Source organism: Amycolatopsis viridis (assembly GCF_011758765.1).
Taxonomy (GTDB): domain Bacteria; phylum Actinomycetota; class Actinomycetes; order Mycobacteriales; family Pseudonocardiaceae; genus Amycolatopsis_E; species Amycolatopsis_E viridis.
The window spans coordinates 1,143,446-1,158,822 of the sequence record NZ_JAANOU010000001.1 but is presented as its reverse complement, the minus strand read 5'-3'; the positions used below and the strand labels follow the sequence as shown (position 1 = coordinate 1,158,822).

Below are 15,377 nucleotides of genomic sequence, written 5' to 3'. Positions count from 1 at the left end.
CATGACGACCACCCGCCGGACGTTCCTCACCGGCAGCCTGGCCGTGGCCGCGACCGGCCTCCTCGCCGCCTGCGGTTCGGGCGGATCGAACCCGGCTGCGGGCAGCAGCGCCTGGTCGTTCACCGACGACCTGGGTACCAAGGTCGACCTCGGCGCCCGCCCGGCGCGCATCGCCGGGCTCACCGACGCGGTCGCGTCGCTGTGGAACTACGGAATCACCCCCGCCGCCGCGTTCGGCTACACCGCGATGGCCGACGACGTGAACTTCCGCGGCCGCGACCTCAGTCAGGTCAAGGAGGTCGGCCGGACCTACGGCGAGATCGACATCGAAGCCCTCGCCGCCGCGAAGCCGGACCTGATCCTCACCCACGCCTACCCGGTGGACAGCGCCGGGACCATCGACCGGAACGCGCCGCTGTACGGGTTCAAGGACGTCACCCAGCAGCGGGCCGTCGCCGAGATCGCACCGATCGTGGCGCTGAAGATGGCGGGGTCGGCGACCGGGGTCGTGGACCGGACGGTCGAGCTGGCGCGGGCCCTGGGCACGGAGCCGGCCGCGGCGGCGCGGCAGGACTACGAGAACGCGCGCGCCCGGCTGAAGAACGCCGCCGCGAAGGGCCTGACCGTGATGGCGATCGCCGCGTACCCCGGGGACGGCGTCTACATCGCGAAGGCCGCCGACGACCCGGCCCTGCGCAGCTACACCGAGCTCGGCCTCACCTACCCCGACCCGGGCGGCTCGAAGTACTACTGGGAGCACGTGAGCTGGGAGAACATCGGCAGGTACCCGACCGACGTGGTGCTGTACTCGCTGCGCGCGATGGACCGGAACGCGCTGATGCAGCAGGTCACGTTCGCGCGGATGCCCGCGGCCGCGGCCGGGCAGGTCTTCCCGTGGGAGTTCTCGTCGATGGACTACACCGCACAGGCCCGCACGATCAACAACCTCGCGGCGAACCTCGAGGGCGCACGCAAGGTCGCCTGAGCCCCGGCCACCGACACCGCGACCACTGACACGCCACCCGGACTCGCCAACACGCCGCCCGGACTCGCCAACACGCCACCCAAACCGGCCAACACACCGCCCGGAGGAGCAAACACGCCGCATCCCGCGTGTTCGCCGCTGGCGACGGCGTGTTCGCCCCTCGCGGCACCGTGTTTGCCGTTCGCGGCGGCGTGTTGGCCACTCGCGGCGCCGTGTTTGCCACTGGCGGTAGCGCTTTGGCCGCCGTGCGCGCCGTCTTGACCGCCGTGCGCGCCGTGTTCGCCGCTGGGCGCGGCGTGTTGGCCGTTCGCGGCGGCGTGTTGGCCACTAGCGGTAGCGCTTTGGCCGCTGCGCGCGCCGTCTTGGCCGCCGTGCGCGCTGTGTTCGCCGCTGGGCGCGGCGTGTTGGCCGCCGTGTTCGCCGCTGGGCGCGGCGTGTTCGCCGCCGTGCGCGAGGTGTTCGCCGCTGCGCGCGGCGTGTTCGCCGCTGGCGGTGGTGGGTGGCCGGGGGGCGTCAGGTCAGTCGCGGGGTGGCCAGGTCCTGTGGTGCGTCCGTGCCCGCGCGCGCCCACCGCAGGAGTCCGGCCACGTCGATCCCGTGCGGAGCCTGCGCCGCGTACGGCTCGATGGCGGCCGCACCCCGGGCCAGCAGCGAGGCAGCCCCCTTCAGGTTCCCCCGCGCGGAGTGCGTGAGCCCGACCGCCAGCTGCGCCAAACCCTTCCACAACGCGCGATCCGGCCCGTCCGAGGACTTCCACGCGTCTTCGAACACCTCGTGCGCGTGGAACGGGCGGCCGGCGTCGAGCAGGCGCTGCGCCTCCGTCACGGTTTCCGCGGGCGTGCGCACCACGCCCTCCGGCTGGCGCGACACCCCGGGCGCCCCGTACGGCAACGGGCGCCCGAGCCCGTCGCGGGGGCGGGCGTTGCGCGGCCGCCCCTCGGCGTCGCGGTCCCGATCGGCCATGGTCACGATTGTGCCGTAGTCTGGGGACTCGTGCGTTTTCTCGATGGCCACGGGCCCGCTCACGACCTCACCTACGACGACGTCTTCCTCGTCCCCAGCCGGTCGGGCGTGGAGTCGCGTTTCGACGTCGACCTGTCCACCGTCGACGGCACCGGCGCGACGATCCCGATCGTCGTCGCGAACATGACCGCCGTCGCCGGGCGGCGGATGGCCGAGACGGTCGCCCGCCGCGGCGGGTTGGTCGTTCTGCCCCAGGATGTCGACCCGGCCGCGGTCGCGGACATCGTCGCGTGGGTGAAGCACCGGCACCCGGTCTGGGACACCCCGCTGGTCCTCACCGGCGGTGACGCGGTCGCCGACGCCCTCAACCTGATCGGCAAGCGCGCGCACGGCGCTGTCGTCGTGGTCGACGAGGACGGGCGCCCTCGGGGTGTCGTGGACGAGGCGGCGTGCACCGGTGTCGACCGGTTCGCCCGAGTCGCCGAGGTCGCCTACGAACCGGCGGTCACCTGCCCGCTGGACACCCCCTCACGGGAGGTCTTCGAGCGCCTGCACGCCGCGGGTGCGCAGGTCGCGCTGGGCGTGGACGCCGACGGCAAGCTCGCCGGCATCCTCACCCAGACGGCGGCGCTGCGGGCCGGCATCTACACCCCGGCCGTGGACGCACAGGGCCGGCTGCGGGTCGCGGCCGCGGTCGGGATCAACGGGGACGTGGCGGCGAAGGCCGAGTCGCTGCTGGCCGCGGGCATCGACACGCTCGTGGTGGACACCGCGCACGGCCACCAGGAGAAGATGATCGCCGCGCTGAAGGCCGTCCGCTCGGTCTCGCCCGCGGTGCCGGTGGTGGCGGGCAACGTAGTCACCGCGGAGGGCACCCGCGACCTCATCGCCGCCGGCGCGGACGTGGTCAAGGTCGGCGTCGGGCCGGGCGCGATGTGCACGACGCGGATGATGACCGGCGTCGGCCGCCCGCAGTTCTCCGCGGTGCTGGAGTGCGCGAAGGCCGCGCGGGAGCTGGGCAAGCACGTGTGGGCCGACGGCGGTGTGCGGCACCCGCGGGACGTCGCGCTGGCCCTGGCGGCCGGCGCGTCTGCGGCCATGGTCGGCTCGTGGTTCGCCGGCACCCACGAATCCCCCGGTGACCTGCGCTACGACGAGCACGGGCGGCCGTACAAGGAGTCGTTCGGCATGGCCAGCAAGCGTGCCGTGGGCGCCCGCACCCGCACCGACAACGTGTTCGAGCGGGCGCGCAAGGCGCTGTTCGAGGAGGGCATCTCCTCGTCGCGGATGCTGCTGGACCCACAGCGTCCCGGGGTCGAGGACCTGCTCGACTCGATCTGCTCGGGTGTGCGGTCCGCGTTCACCTACGCCGGCGCCCGCGACATCGAGGACTTCCACCGCAGCGCGGTGGTGGGTATCCAGTCGGCCGCCGGCTTCGCCGAGGGCCGGCCGCTGCCCGCGGGCTGGTGAGCCGTGCGGGCCGCCCCGGCAGGAGGCGGCCCGCACGGAACTCAGCCGTGATCCTCGAGCATCTCGGTGACCAGCGCCGCGATGGGCGACCGCTCCGAGCGGGTCAGCGTGACGTGCGCGAAGAGCGGGTGGCCCTTCAGCTTCTCGATCACCGCCGACACCCCGTCGTGGCGGCCGACGCGCAAGTTGTCGCGCTGCGCCACATCGTGCGTGAGCACCACGCGGGACGCCGTGCCCAGCCGGGACAGCACCGTGAGCAGCACGTTGCGCTCGAGCGACTGCGCCTCGTCCACGATGACGAACGAGTCGTGCAGCGAACGGCCGCGGATGTGCGTCAGCGGCAGGACCTCGAGCATGCCGCGGTCGAACACCTCGTCCAGCACCTCTTGGCTGACGAGGGCGCCGAGCGTGTCGAACACCGCCTGCGCCCACGGCTGCATCTTCTCCGACTCCGACCCCGGCAGGTAGCCGAGGTCCTGGCCGCCGACCGCGTACACCGGGCGGAACACGACCACTTTCCGGTGCTCGCGGCGTTCCATCACCGACTCCAGGCCCGCGCACAGCGCGAGCGCCGACTTGCCGGTGCCGGCCCGGCCGCCGAGGGAGACGATGCCGATGTCCGGGTCGAGCAGCAGGTCCAGCGCGATCCGCTGCTCGGCGGACCGGCCGTGCAGGCCGAACGCCTCCCGGTCGCCGCGCACCAGCTTCACCTGCTTCGCCGGGGTCAGCCGCCCCAGCGCACTGGAGGAGCCGGAGCCGGCGACGAGCCGCAGACCGGTGTGGCACGGCGATTCGCCCACCTCGGGCAGCCCGTACTCGGCCAGGTCCACGACGCCGTCGCGGAACAACGCGTCCACGGCCTCCTGCGGGACCTCGACGTCGAGCATCCCGGTCCAGCCGGACGGCGTGACCTCGAGCGCGCGGTACTCCTCGGCATCCAGGCCGACCGCACCGGCCTTGACGCGCAACGGGATGTCCTTGGTGACCAGCGTGACGGTCGTGCGCTCGACCTTGAGGTTGAGGGCGCAGGCGAGGATGCGGTGGTCGTTGGAGTCGGTGCGGAACCCGGGCGGCAGGACCGTCGGGTCCGAGTGGTTCAGCTCGACGTGCAGGGTGCCGCCGGTGTCACCGATCGGGATCGGGGCGTCCAGGCGGCCGTGCTTGAGCCGCAGGTCGTCGAGCTGGCGCAGGGATTCCCGCGCGAACCAGCCCAGCTCGGGGTGATGCCGTTTCGCCTCCAGTTCACTGATCACGACCAACGGCAGGACCACAGCGTGCTCGGCGAATCTCGTGATGGCCCACGGGTCGGCGAGCAGGACCGAGGTGTCCAGGACGTAGGTGTGCTGCCCGGGAACGGTACTCGGGGGTTCTGCGGTGCCCTCCGCGGAATTCGATGAGCGGCCAGAGGCCCTACGGGACGAACGCTGCGTAGTCACGACGGCATCTCCCTCGTGGACGTGGCACCACGCCCACACTCGCTGGGCCGGGCACCACCCTGGCTGGTCCGCTCTTCGCTGTCGCTTCTGCGTCAGCGCGCAGGGCCACGAGGGCCGGGTGCCGGCCCCCTCGTGGGTATCGCGAACGGCTCACGCGCCGTCAGCTCTACAACCGCCACTACCAGGGCCTCCCGTGATGGTCCGCAAGGTCACGAGCCATCACTTCGGAAGTTACCTGCGTCGGCCGTTTCGTGCAGGCAGCCGAGCAGGTGATTCACCAGGTTGTCATCTCACCGTCGGTAGAGGAGAACGGGCGAAATGACGACGGTGGGTGTTGTCAAGTACCGAAACGGCGGTGCCGCCAGGCGTAGTCGCGCAGCGCGCGCAGGAAGTCGACGCGGCGGAACGCGGGCCAGTACGCCTCGGTGAACCAGAACTCGGAGTGCGCGGACTGCCACAGCAGGAAACCGGAGAGGCGTTGCTCACCGGAGGTGCGGATGATGAGGTCCGGGTCGGGCTGTCCCGACGTGTAGAGGTGCTCGGAGATGTGGTCGACGTCGAGGATCTTCGCCAGTTCGCGGATCGGGGTGCCCTCGTCGGCGTGGTGGAGCAGCAGCTTCTTGACCGCGTCGGCGATCTCCTGCCGCCCGCCGTAACCGACGGCGACGTTGACCTCCATCCCGGTGCGTCTCTCGGTGCTGGCCGCCGCGGATTGCAGGCGCTTGGAGATCGGCTCGGGCAGCAGGTCCAGCGCGCCCACCACCCGGATGCGCCACGGGTTCCCCGGCTGGGCGAGCTCGTCGACGACGTCGGCGATGATCTCCAGCAGCGGTTCGAGCTCCTCGCTGGCGCGGCTGAGGTTGTCCGTGGACAGCAACCACATGGTCACGACCTCGACCTCGGCCTCGCGGCACCAGCTGAGGAAGTCGGCGATCTTGCGGGCGCCGGCGCGGTGCCCGTCGGAGACGTCGGTGAAGCCCGCTTCCCGCGCCCACCTGCGGTTGCCGTCCAGCATGATCGCGATATGTCGCGGATGCTTGCCGGCCGCCTGCTGGATCAGCCGGCGGCTGTACACGCCGTAGACGACCTTGGACGCGAAGGAGCGAAGACTCACGTCCAACCAATGTACGCAGCCGTCCGGAGTGGCGTGGGGCGGGCCACGGTTGGCTGGCGCGGTACCTACGGGGCCGTAACCTGGTGGGTGTGACCGTTGAGACCGACCCACCGTCCTTCGTCGACACGCGGCCCCGGCTCCGCGGGCATATCCACTTCTGGACGTTCTTCGGCGCGCTCGCCTGCGTGGCCGCCCTGGTCGCCTTCGCCGCCGCCACGGTGTCCGGCCTGGCGGTGCTGGCCACCTCGGTGTACGGGGTGACCGTGCTCGGCGTGTTCGGGGTCAGCGCGCTGTACCACCGGCGGCTGTGGAGCCCGCGTGCCTACCAGTGGATGAAGCGCGCCGACCACTCGATGATCTTCCTGTTCATCGCGGGCACGTACACCCCGTTCACGCTGCTGGCGATGTCGAAGCCCACCGGGTACGTCGTGCTCGCCGTGGTGTGGGGCGGGGCGGTGGCCGGGGTCGCGCTGAAGATGCTGTGGCCGGGCGCGCCGCGCTGGCTGGGCGTGCCGATCTACGTCGCGCTCGGCTGGGTGGCGATCTTCGTGCTGCCCGAGCTGGCGACGCACGCCGGTGTCACGGCGCTCGTGCTGCTGCTGGTCGGTGGCGCGTTCTACACCGCCGGCGCGGTCTTCTACGCGGTCAAGTGGCCCAACTACTGGCCGAACACCTTCGGGTACCACGAATTCTTCCATGCGTGCACCGTGCTCGCCGCGGTTTCGCACTACATCGCGGTCTGGCTCGCCCTGTCCGCCTGAGCTACCGCGAACTGCGGACGATCAGGTCCTGCGCGAGATGACCATGATGTATTCGCAGGGCTCGCCGGTTCGGTTGGCGAAGCCGTGGTCCGCGTCGGCCTGGAAGAACAGGGAGTCGCCTGCGTTCAGGGTCTCGCTGATCCCGCCGAGCGCGACGGTGAGGGTGCCGTCGAGCACCACGAGTTGCTTCTCCGTACCCGGCGGATAGGCGGGCAGCAGGCCGGTGGAGACCTGCGCGGGGAGGTGGTGGAACACCACCTCGGCTCCTCCCGCGCCCGGGGCCGCCGAAACGATGTGCCGCTCGAAGCCGGTTTCCGGGTCACGGAAAACGGGGCGTTCGTTCACGCGCATGACCACGGCCACACCGGACGCGGCCGCAGCGGGCGCATCGATCAGGTCCGAGAGCGACACGTTGAGCGCGTGGGCGATCCTGGAGGCGACACCGATCGTCGGGCTCTTCTCGCCGCGTTCGACCTTGGACAGCATCGCCCGGCTGACCGATGACCGCGTGGACAGCTGATCCAGCGTCAGGCCCGCCTCCTCGCGGCGTCGCCGCACGTTCGCGCCGAACGCGCCCGCCAGGTCGTCACGGCGCTGTGGCCCGGCTGCGTATCCGTCTTGCTCGACCATCGTGCTCCTTGATCGATGGCTACCTCGCTCCCAGCAGTGTATGGTCTCTCCTAAAGGAGAGCAGTTCTTCTATCGAAGACATTCTGGGAGTGTTCCATGCGCTTGGTTTCGAGTGGCCGGCACCACGCGAGGTTCGAATTCGGCGATCTGCAGGTGATCTCGTTGCGAGATGGGTACATCGACATGGCGCCGACGCGGCTCCGCGATGAGAATGGACGCGCCCTCGATGAGCTGCCGGCCGCCGTCCCGCTGGCCGGCGACAACTTGCGGCTGTCGGTCAACGCCTTCTTCGTCACCGACGGCACGCGGTCGGTTCTCATCGACACCGGTGCGTCCAACGCGTGGCACGACCCGACGATGGGATTGATCTACGACGCGCTCGAGGAAGCGGAGATCGACCGCGCACAGGTCACCGATGTGGCCATCACCCACCGGCACGTAGACCACGTGAGCGGCCTGATCGCGCCCGACGGTTCAGAGGCGTTCCCCGAACTCGAACGCGTGTGGATCGGCGCGGCCGACACCTCGGTGTTCACGGGACGGCTCGAGTCGTTCCGCGACCGGGTCGTTCCCGTGTCGGAGAATGCCGCGATCAACGACTGGACCACCGCGATCCCGACGCCGGGCCATACCCCCGGTCACACGGTCTACGAGGTCAGCAGCGGCGCCGGCCACCTTCTCGCCTGGGGCGACACCGTGCACGTTCCCACGCTCCAATTCGATCAGCCGAACGTTTCCTGGGAGCTCGACGGCAACCAGTCCCAGGCGCGCGCCGCGCGGGGGACACTCCTCGAACAACTGACCCAACCACACCACTTCGTAGCCGGCGCCCACCTCGACTCGCCCGGCATCGCGCGCGTAACCCCCTCCGGTGAGGGTTACGCGCTGGAATACCTGGCACCACCGATCGGCTGATCAAGCCCCTCGCGAGGCCCGCTCAACGCAGCATCGCGGGCCGCAGGAACGGTTCCGGCACCGCGAAACCGTCCACCAGCAGCCGCGCGTGCGGGCGCAGCTCCGCGCACAGGTCGTTCACCGCGGCGACCACGGCCTTGGACCGCGGCGAGGTGAGCCGGCCGTGTTCGAGGAACCAGGCGCGGTCCTCTTCGACGTTCGACAGCACGTACAGGTCGCACAGCCGGTTCAGCAGCGCACGCGCCTCCTCGTCCGCGCACCGGTCGATGGCCGCGACGAACGCCTCCAGCACGACCCGGTCGACGTGCACCCGCGCCGCGCGCAGCACGTGGTCCTGCGCGTCGTTGAACACCTCGAACGGGTCCGCCTCCGCGGCCCGGCGCAGCCGCCGCGCGCAGCCCTCCAGCACGTGCTGTTCGCGGTCCTCGAACAGCTTCAGCTGCCAGCCGCGGTCGAACAGCACGCCGTCGTCGTCCCGGCCGGGTGCGGCGTCCACGAGCCGCTCGATCACCTTGCGCGCCGCGGTCCGCTCGATCACCGCGCCGACGAACTGCTCGGCGACCAGCCGGGCGGTGGCGAGCGGGCTCAGATCGGCGAAGTGGTCGCGGTAGCTGGTCAGCAGTCCCTTCGCGACCAGTTGCAGCAGTACCGTGTTGTCGCCCTCGAACGTGGTGAACACGTCGGTGTCGGCCTTGAGCGCCGGGAGCAGGTTCTCCGCCAGGTATCCCGCGCCGCCACACGCTTCCCGCGCGATCTGGATGGTCCGGGTCGCGTGCCAGGTGGCGACCGCCTTGATCCCGGCCGCACGCGATTCCAGCTCCCGTTGCGCGCGTTCCCCGGCCTCGGCGGAGCTCTGGAGGTCGTGCAGCGCACGGGTCAGCTCCTCGTGCGCGAAGTGCAGCGCGTAGGTCCGCGCGATGGCGGGCAGCAGTTTCCGCTGGTGCGCCCGGTAATCCAGCAGCACGACCTCGCCGGAGCCGTCGGGCCGGGCGAACTGGCGGCGCTGCTCCGCGTAGCGGGTCGCGATCGCGAGCGCCCGCTCCGTGGCGTGGATCGCACCGCCGGCCACGCTGACCCGGCCGCGGATCAGCGTGCCCAGCATCGTGAAGAACCGGCGGTTGTCGCTGTCGATCGGGCTCGTGTAGGTCCCGTCCTCGGTCACATCCCCGTAGCGGTTGAGCAGCGCGTCGCGCGGCACCCGCACGGAGTGGAACGTCAGGCGCCCGTTGTCGACGCCGTTGAGCCCTGCCTTGCGGCCGTCGTCGCCGATTTCCACGCCAGCCAGCGGGGCGCCGGCCTCGTCGCGGATCGGCACCACGAACGCGTGCACGCCGCGGCTTTCCCCACCCGTGACGAGCTGCGCGAACACCACCGCCATGCGGCCGTGCCGGGCGGCGTTGCCGATGTAGTCCTTGCGCGCCTGCTCGTCGGGGGTGTCGATGACGAACTCCCGGGTCGCCGGGTCGTAGGTCGCCGTGGTGCGCAGGTGCTGCACGTCGGAGCCGTGCCCGGTCTCGGTCATCGCGAAGCAGCCGAGCAGGTCCAGGTCCATGATCCGGGCGAGGTAGCGCTCGTGGTGGTGCGCGGTGCCGAGCAGCTGGATCGCGCCGCCGAACAGGCCCCACTGCACCCCGGACTTCACCATCAGCGACAGGTCGCCGTAACCGAGCATCTCGAACGACACGACCGAGCCGCCGATGTCCCCGCCCCCGCCGTACTCGGTGGAGAAACCGAGCCGGTGCCAGCCGCTCTTCGCCAGCTCACGCAGGCGCTCCAGCACCCAGGCCCGGTACTCCTCCGTGCTCAGGTCGTGGGGCTCGTCGTGGTCGTAGTCCGCGAACTGCGCGCGAATCTCCCGGCGCAGCTGGGCCCACTGTCCATCCAGTACCGCGGTCAACGCATCGGGGTTCATGTTCCTACTCTGGCGTAACTTCCGCGATCCCGCAGGGTGAGCTCAGCCCAGATCCGGTCCCTCGCGGCGCAGTTCGTCCACCTTCGACATGGCCTCGCGCAGCTCACCCAGCCACTGTTCGGCGTGCTGCCCGACCAGGCGAACGGCCCAGGCCAGCGCGTCCGAGCGGGACCGCGCCACCCCGGCGTCGACCAAGGTGTCGAGCACCAGCCGCTCGGGCTGCCGCAGCCGCGTCATCACCGGCACGGACTGTGTGGTGAACAACTCCTCGCTGCCGCCCAGGCGCGCGCCCCACGACACCTTGCGCTGGTACCGGTGTTCGGCCTGCCGCGCGATCTCGATGCGCTGCTCGCGGGTCTCCTCGCGGAACCGGCTGATGCGGCCGGCCTCTGCCGCGGCGCGTGCGGCGTCGTCGGCGAACTCCTCGGTCAGGGCCGGCAGCTCGCCGACGACCAGGATCTCCTCGCGGTCGACGGTGATGTCCGGGGTGCCGGTGAACCAGCCGTCGGGCAACCGGCCGGCGAACCAGCCCGCCGCGTCGTCCGCGGGCGGCACCTCGGCCTGCCCACGGCCCTTCCAGCCCCGACCCCACTGCGCGTGCGTCCGCATCGGTCTCGCCTCCAGCGATGATTACTTGATTACATCGCTATTGACGCTACTCGTGTAGCGCGCAGTCAGGACCGGTGTTCACTGCCGGCGGACAAGGCGGCGACCAGGTCGTCCGGGCTGGTCACCGGCCGGTCGCAGACATAGCCGCGGCAGACGTAGGCGGCGGTCTTCCCATCGACCATCGGCCGGTCCGCGAGCAACGGCACCCCGTCCGCGTCCGGCTCCCCGGCCACCACGACCGCGCCGCCGTGCACGCGCCGGGCAGCCACCCCACGCAGGAGGTCGCGTTCCGTCGAGTCCGGGCCCGCGATGGCGACCTGGACCGGCCCGGCCAGCAGCGCCTCCGCCGCGGTCAGCCAGTGCCCGGCGAACCGCGGCGCCTTCGCGATCAGCTGCCCGGCCCGCCGGACCGCCTCCTCGGCCGCCGCCCGATACCGTGCCGCGCGTTCCCCTCCGACCAGCACCGAGGCGGTGACCAGCGCGTTCGTCAGCGCGGAGGCGCCGGACGGGCTCGCGTTGTCGGTCGGGTCCGCGGGCCGGTGCACGAGGACCTCGGCGTCGTCGGCGGTGTCGTGGAACGCACCCGGGGACCCCGCGACGGCGAACTGCTCCAGCGCGATGTCCAGCAGGTTCACCGCCTCGGCGAGCCGGCGTGGCTCGGCGGTCGCCTGGTGCAGGGCGAGCAGGCCCTCGGCGAGGCAGCCGTAGTCCTCCAGCACCCCCGCCGCGTCCCCGGCGACGCCGTCCCGGGAGCTGCGGCGCAGGCGGTTGTCACGGAGGTGGATGCCGAGCACCGCGGACGCGGCCCGCTCGGCCGCGGCCACCCAGCCCGGCTCGTCGAGCGCGACACCCGCCTCGCACAACGCGGTGATCGCCAGCCCGTTCCAGGCCGCGATCACCTTGTCGTCCCGGCCCGGCTGCGGTCGCTGGTCCCGCGCGGCCAGCAAGGCGGCCCGCACGCGCTCGAAGCGCGCGGGGTCGTCCGGGTCGCGCACCAGCTGGAGGACCGAGCTGCCGTGCTCGAACGTGCCCGATGCGGTGACCGTGAACAGCTCCGCCGCCCAGGCTCCGTCCTCGTCGCCCAGCACCTCGCGCAGCTGCGCGGGCGTCCAGACGTAGGTCAGCCCCTCCTCGCCGAGCGTGTCGGCGTCCAGTGATGCGGCGAACCCGCCCTCGGTGGTGCGCAGGCGCTCCAGCAGGAAGGCCCCGGTCATCCGCGCCACCGTCGCAGCGCGTGCGGAGCCGGTGCGGCGGGCCAGGTGCGCGTAGCAGCGCAAGAGCAACGCGTTGTCGTACAACATCTTTTCGAAGTGCGGCACGACCCAGGACGCGTCGACGGAGTAGCGGGCGAACCCGCCGGCGAGCTGGTCGTGGATGCCGCCGCGCGCCATCGCCCCGGCACTGGACTCGGCGAGGGACAGCGCTTCCGCGGACCCGGTGCGTTCGTGGTGGCGCAGCAGGAACTCCAGCACCATCGACGGCGGGAACTTCGGCGCCCCACCGAATCCGCCCCGCTCACGGTCGGCTTCCGCGGCCAGCCTCCGCAACGCGCCGTCCAGCGCGCCCGCGTCGACCGGGGCCGGCGGCAGCGGGCCGAGCTGCCCGGCGAGGTGCTCGACGATCTTCCCGGCGCCCTCGCGCAGCTCGTCACGCCGGTCCTGCCACGCCTGCGCCACCGCGACGAGGAGATGCTGGAACGACGGCATCCCGGGCCGCGGCTGCGGCGGGTAGTAGGTACCGCAGTGGAACGGTTCGCCGTCCGGGGTGAGGAAACAGGTCATCGGCCAGCCGCCCTGACCGGTCATCGCCTGGGTCGCGGTCATGTAGACCGCATCGATGTCGGGACGCTCCTCGCGGTCGACCTTGATGTTGACGAAGTGCTCGTTCATCAGGCGCGCGGTTTCGGCGTCCTCGAAGGACTCGTGGGCCATGACGTGGCACCAGTGGCACGCCGCGTAGCCGACCGAGAGCAGGATCGGCACGTCCCGGCGCCGGGCCTCGGCGAGCGCCTCGGCGCCCCACGGCCACCAGTCGACCGGGTTCTGGGCGTGCTGCAGCAGGTACGGGCTCGTCGCGGCAGCGAGTCGATTGGCCATGCCACCAGGGTGTCACGGCCTCCGCGGCATCGCCGCGCTAGCTGCTCTCGCTCTTCTCCGGCTGCTTGGCGGGCTCCCCAGCGCGCGCGGCAGCGGGTTCACCGCCCGGCTCGCCGGCCTTCGCCTCCGCGGCGGCCTGCTCCTCGGGGTCGAACGTCGGCGGCACCCGCTTGAGGTGCTTGGTCATCGAGCGCACCAGCAGGGCGACGGCGATGAGGAACAGCAGGAGGATCAGGAACCCCAGCGGCGAGGACTTGCCAAAGTCCTCGCCCTGGCCGCCGTTGTCGCCGTTGCCCGGCTGCTGCGCGAGGACGAGGGCGGTCGTGGCGACCGGCGCCGTCACCGGCAACAAGAGACTCATGTGTTCACCTTCTCACGGATGCCCGCGAACAGGTCGTCCTCGGGCAGCGTGCTGTCGACGAGCGACCGGACCAGCTCGTACTCCTCGGTCGGCCACACCCGGCGCTGCATCTCCAGCGGCACGAAGAACCAGCGGCTGTCCGGGTCGATCTGCGTGGCGTGGGCCTTCAGCGCCTCGTCCCGGACCTCGAAGTAGTCCGCGCACTCGACGCGGGTGGTGACCCGCTCCATGACGTCGGCGCGGTCCGGGTCCCACTTGCCGAGCCACTCCGCGTACGGCGACTCCATGCCCGCCTCGACCAGCGCCTCGTGGAAGGCCTCCATGCGCGCGCGGGAGAACCCGTGGATGTAGTACAGCTTGAGCGGCTGCCACGGCTCGCCCGCCTCCGGGAAGTTGTCCGGCTCGGCGGCAGCGTCGAAGGCCGCGACGGAGACCTCGTGGCAGCGGATGTGGTCGGGGTGCGGGTAGCCGCCGTTCTCGTCGTAGGTCAGCACCACGTGCGGGCGGAACTCGCGGATGACCTTGACCAGCTCGCGCACCGGCTCCTCGAGCGGGGTGAGCGCGAAGCAGCCCTCGGGCAGCGGCGGCAGCGGGTCACCTTCTGGCAGGCCGGAGTCGACGAAACCCAGCCAGCGGTGCTGCACGCCGAGGATCTGCGCGGCCTTCGCCATCTCCTCGCGGCGGATGGCGGACATGTTGGCGAGCACGTCGGGCCGGTCCATGGCCGGGTTCAGGATGCTGCCCGCCTCGCCTCCGGTGCAGGTCACGACCATGACCTCGGCACCCTCGGCCACGTAGCGGGCCATCGTGGCCGCACCCTTGCTCGATTCGTCGTCGGGATGGGCGTGCACCGCCATGAGACGCAGGCGCGATCCCGACCCGGACACCAGTTCGACAGAACCCACCATGCGTCCAACGACCCCTTCTGAATACGTATTCCACCGCGGAGGGATACTGCGGTTGCCCCCATTGTCCCCGGGGGTACGACAGTTTGGATCGGAGGCCCGGCTTGAGCACCGCGAGCGCGCCCCCGTCGCTGCCGGAAGGCCGCTACGGGCGCCCCCAGCGGCCGAGCCGGCGTTGGCGCCGGTGGGCGTACGCCGTGGTGGCGGTGGCCGTGGGCGGCGCCGTGGCGTGGATCGGGTACCTGAACCTGGGCGCCGCGCCGATCACGGCGGAGCGGGTCACGTTCCAGGAGCTGCCGGGCAACGCGATGACGGTGTCGCTCAACGTGACGCGGGACGAACCGGGACGGCCCGGCGTGTGCATCGTGCGGACGCGGGACATCAGCGGCGCGGAGAGCGGGCGGCGCGAGGTCTACGTCCCGCCGGGGGCCACGCGCGTCGACGCGGTGGTGCGGAGCATCGACCAGCCGGTCACCGCGGACGTGTACGGGTGCTCCTACGACATACCGGAGTATTTGTCAAGGAGTTAGCGGCCAACGGGGTGAATGAGGCGCCGAATGCCCGGCTCTTGACGTGCGCACCGGCGCTGACCAGCCCTGCCGTGGTACCCTGATCTACCGGCACGGCCCAGACGGGCCGTGTTTTTCCTTTATCCAGCCGCACTCGATGCAGTGCGGCCGCCGGCATGAACACCCATGTCCGGCAGGCACGACGAGGAGATGGTGGCCGTGAGCGACACCCAGGTGACCTGGCTGACCCAGGAAGCCTACGACAGGCTCAAGCACGAGCTCGACGAGCTGATCGAGAATCGTCCGGTCATCGCTGCGAAGATCAACGACAGCCGCGAGGAAGGCGACCTCAAGGAGAACGGGGGCTACCACGCCGCCCGTGAGGAGCAGGGCCAGCAGGAGGCGCGCATCCGGCACCTCCAGGAGCTGCTGCGGTCCGCCAAGGTCGGCGAAGCCCCGGCGAACGACGGCGTCGCCGGTCCCGGCAAGGTCCTCACCGTCCGCTACGACGGTGACGACGAGGAGGAGAAGTTCCTGCTCGCCACCCGTGAAGAGGGCGCCTCGGAGGGCGACCTGGACGTGTACTCCCCGGAGTCGCCGCTGGGCAAGGCCCTGCTGGGCGCCAAGGAGGGCGAGTCGCGTGAGTACGAGCTGCCCAACGGCAGCACGCAGAAGGTCACCCTGATCAAGGCCGTGCCCTACACCGGCTGA

General features: G+C 71.3%; 15 protein-coding genes. 6 read left to right on the top strand and 9 right to left on the bottom strand.

The annotated features are described in order from the left end of the window. The first annotated feature begins 1 nt into the window (after position 1). A complete protein-coding gene (locus FHX46_RS05820; RefSeq protein WP_167111334.1) occupies positions 2–985 on the top strand; it encodes an ABC transporter substrate-binding protein in 984 nt (327 codons plus the stop codon). A 513-nt stretch (positions 986–1,498) separates the two neighbouring features. On the opposite strand, the gene FHX46_RS05815 is transcribed toward FHX46_RS05820, so the two are convergent. Further along, positions 1,499–1,948 carry a DUF309 domain-containing protein gene (locus FHX46_RS05815; protein ID WP_167111332.1) on the bottom strand — a complete coding sequence of 150 codons (450 nt, stop codon included), beginning with the start codon at positions 1,946–1,948 and terminating at the stop codon, positions 1,499–1,501. A gap of 30 nt (positions 1,949–1,978) precedes the next feature. On the opposite strand from FHX46_RS05815, the gene guaB1 reads away from it, so the two are divergent. Then, positions 1,979–3,418, top strand: coding sequence for a GMP reductase (gene guaB1 / locus FHX46_RS05810; protein WP_167111330.1), 1,440 nt, complete (start codon positions 1,979–1,981; stop codon positions 3,416–3,418). A gap of 41 nt (positions 3,419–3,459) precedes the next feature. Here guaB1 and FHX46_RS05805 read toward each other — a convergent pair whose 3' ends face one another. Both FHX46_RS05805 and FHX46_RS05800 read right to left on the bottom strand, forming a co-directional pair. Continuing rightward, complete coding sequence (locus tag FHX46_RS05805) at positions 3,460–4,854, bottom strand: PhoH family protein (RefSeq protein WP_167111328.1); 1,395 nt, start codon at positions 4,852–4,854, stop codon at positions 3,460–3,462. Positions 4,855–5,191: 337 nt separating this feature from the next. Further along, positions 5,192–5,968 (bottom strand): isoprenyl transferase, encoded by a 777-nt coding sequence (locus FHX46_RS05800; protein ID WP_167111326.1) that lies wholly within the window; start codon positions 5,966–5,968, stop codon positions 5,192–5,194. 89 nt (positions 5,969–6,057) lie between these two features. On the opposite strand from FHX46_RS05800, the gene trhA reads away from it, so the two are divergent. Then, positions 6,058–6,729, top strand: a complete 672-nt coding sequence (gene trhA, locus FHX46_RS05795) for a PAQR family membrane homeostasis protein TrhA (RefSeq protein ID WP_167111324.1) — start codon at positions 6,058–6,060, stop codon at positions 6,727–6,729. 21 nt (positions 6,730–6,750) lie between these two features. Here trhA and FHX46_RS05790 read toward each other — a convergent pair whose 3' ends face one another. Continuing rightward, entirely contained in the window at positions 6,751–7,359 is a 609-nt protein-coding gene (locus tag FHX46_RS05790; RefSeq protein ID WP_167111322.1) for a helix-turn-helix domain-containing protein, read from the bottom strand. A gap of 96 nt (positions 7,360–7,455) precedes the next feature. On the opposite strand from FHX46_RS05790, the gene FHX46_RS05785 reads away from it, so the two are divergent. Then, positions 7,456–8,274 carry an MBL fold metallo-hydrolase gene (locus tag FHX46_RS05785; RefSeq protein WP_167111320.1) on the top strand — a complete coding sequence of 273 codons (819 nt, stop codon included), beginning with the start codon at positions 7,456–7,458 and terminating at the stop codon, positions 8,272–8,274. Positions 8,275–8,296: 22 nt separating this feature from the next. On the opposite strand, the gene FHX46_RS05780 is transcribed toward FHX46_RS05785, so the two are convergent. The 5 genes from FHX46_RS05780 to mca all read right to left on the bottom strand — a co-directional run bounded on the left by FHX46_RS05780 (position 8,297) and on the right by mca (position 14,160). Further along, on the bottom strand, positions 8,297–10,186 hold the full coding sequence (locus FHX46_RS05780) for an acyl-CoA dehydrogenase family protein (protein WP_167111318.1): 1,890 nt from the start codon (positions 10,184–10,186) through the stop codon (positions 8,297–8,299). A gap of 42 nt (positions 10,187–10,228) precedes the next feature. Further along, positions 10,229–10,795 carry a hypothetical protein gene (locus tag FHX46_RS05775; protein WP_167111317.1) on the bottom strand — a complete coding sequence of 189 codons (567 nt, stop codon included), beginning with the start codon at positions 10,793–10,795 and terminating at the stop codon, positions 10,229–10,231. A gap of 65 nt (positions 10,796–10,860) precedes the next feature. Further along, complete coding sequence (locus FHX46_RS05770; protein ID WP_167111315.1) at positions 10,861–12,891, bottom strand: thioredoxin domain-containing protein; 2,031 nt, start codon at positions 12,889–12,891, stop codon at positions 10,861–10,863. A 37-nt stretch (positions 12,892–12,928) separates the two neighbouring features. Then, complete coding sequence (locus FHX46_RS05765; protein WP_167111313.1) at positions 12,929–13,252, bottom strand: hypothetical protein; 324 nt, start codon at positions 13,250–13,252, stop codon at positions 12,929–12,931. Further along, positions 13,249–14,160, bottom strand: a complete 912-nt coding sequence (gene mca, locus FHX46_RS05760) for a mycothiol conjugate amidase Mca (protein ID WP_167111311.1) — start codon at positions 14,158–14,160, stop codon at positions 13,249–13,251. The genes FHX46_RS05765 and mca overlap by 4 nt, the downstream gene beginning before the upstream one ends. Positions 14,161–14,261: 101 nt before the next feature. Here mca and FHX46_RS05755 point away from each other — a divergent pair, with 101 nt between their 5' ends. Both FHX46_RS05755 and greA read left to right on the top strand, forming a co-directional pair. Next, the gene (locus FHX46_RS05755; protein WP_167111309.1) at positions 14,262–14,687 is read left to right on the top strand and encodes a DUF4307 domain-containing protein; all 426 of its coding nucleotides are present in this window, start codon (positions 14,262–14,264) and stop codon (positions 14,685–14,687) included. Positions 14,688–14,876: 189 nt separating this feature from the next. Then, entirely contained in the window at positions 14,877–15,377 is a 501-nt protein-coding gene (gene greA / locus FHX46_RS05750; RefSeq protein ID WP_167109261.1) for a transcription elongation factor GreA, read from the top strand.

Bases quoted from the DNA above. Each gene is read 5' to 3' on its own strand.
- FHX46_RS05820 (WP_167111334.1), top strand. From the start codon at position 2: ATGACGACCACCCGCCGGACGTTCCTCACCGGCAGCCTGGCCGTGGCC.
- FHX46_RS05815 (WP_167111332.1), bottom strand. From the start codon at position 1,948: ATGGCCGATCGGGACCGCGACGCCGAGGGGCGGCCGCGCAACGCCCGC.
- FHX46_RS05790 (WP_167111322.1), bottom strand. From the start codon at position 7,359: ATGGTCGAGCAAGACGGATACGCAGCCGGGCCACAGCGCCGTGACGAC.
- FHX46_RS05785 (WP_167111320.1), top strand. From the start codon at position 7,456: ATGCGCTTGGTTTCGAGTGGCCGGCACCACGCGAGGTTCGAATTCGGC.
- FHX46_RS05780 (WP_167111318.1), bottom strand. From the start codon at position 10,186: ATGAACCCCGATGCGTTGACCGCGGTACTGGATGGACAGTGGGCCCAG.
- FHX46_RS05775 (WP_167111317.1), bottom strand. From the start codon at position 10,795: ATGCGGACGCACGCGCAGTGGGGTCGGGGCTGGAAGGGCCGTGGGCAG.
- FHX46_RS05770 (WP_167111315.1), bottom strand. From the start codon at position 12,891: ATGGCCAATCGACTCGCTGCCGCGACGAGCCCGTACCTGCTGCAGCAC.
- FHX46_RS05765 (WP_167111313.1), bottom strand. From the start codon at position 13,252: ATGAGTCTCTTGTTGCCGGTGACGGCGCCGGTCGCCACGACCGCCCTC.
- mca (WP_167111311.1), bottom strand. From the start codon at position 14,160: ATGGTGGGTTCTGTCGAACTGGTGTCCGGGTCGGGATCGCGCCTGCGT.
- greA (WP_167109261.1), top strand. From the start codon at position 14,877: ATGGTGGCCGTGAGCGACACCCAGGTGACCTGGCTGACCCAGGAAGCC.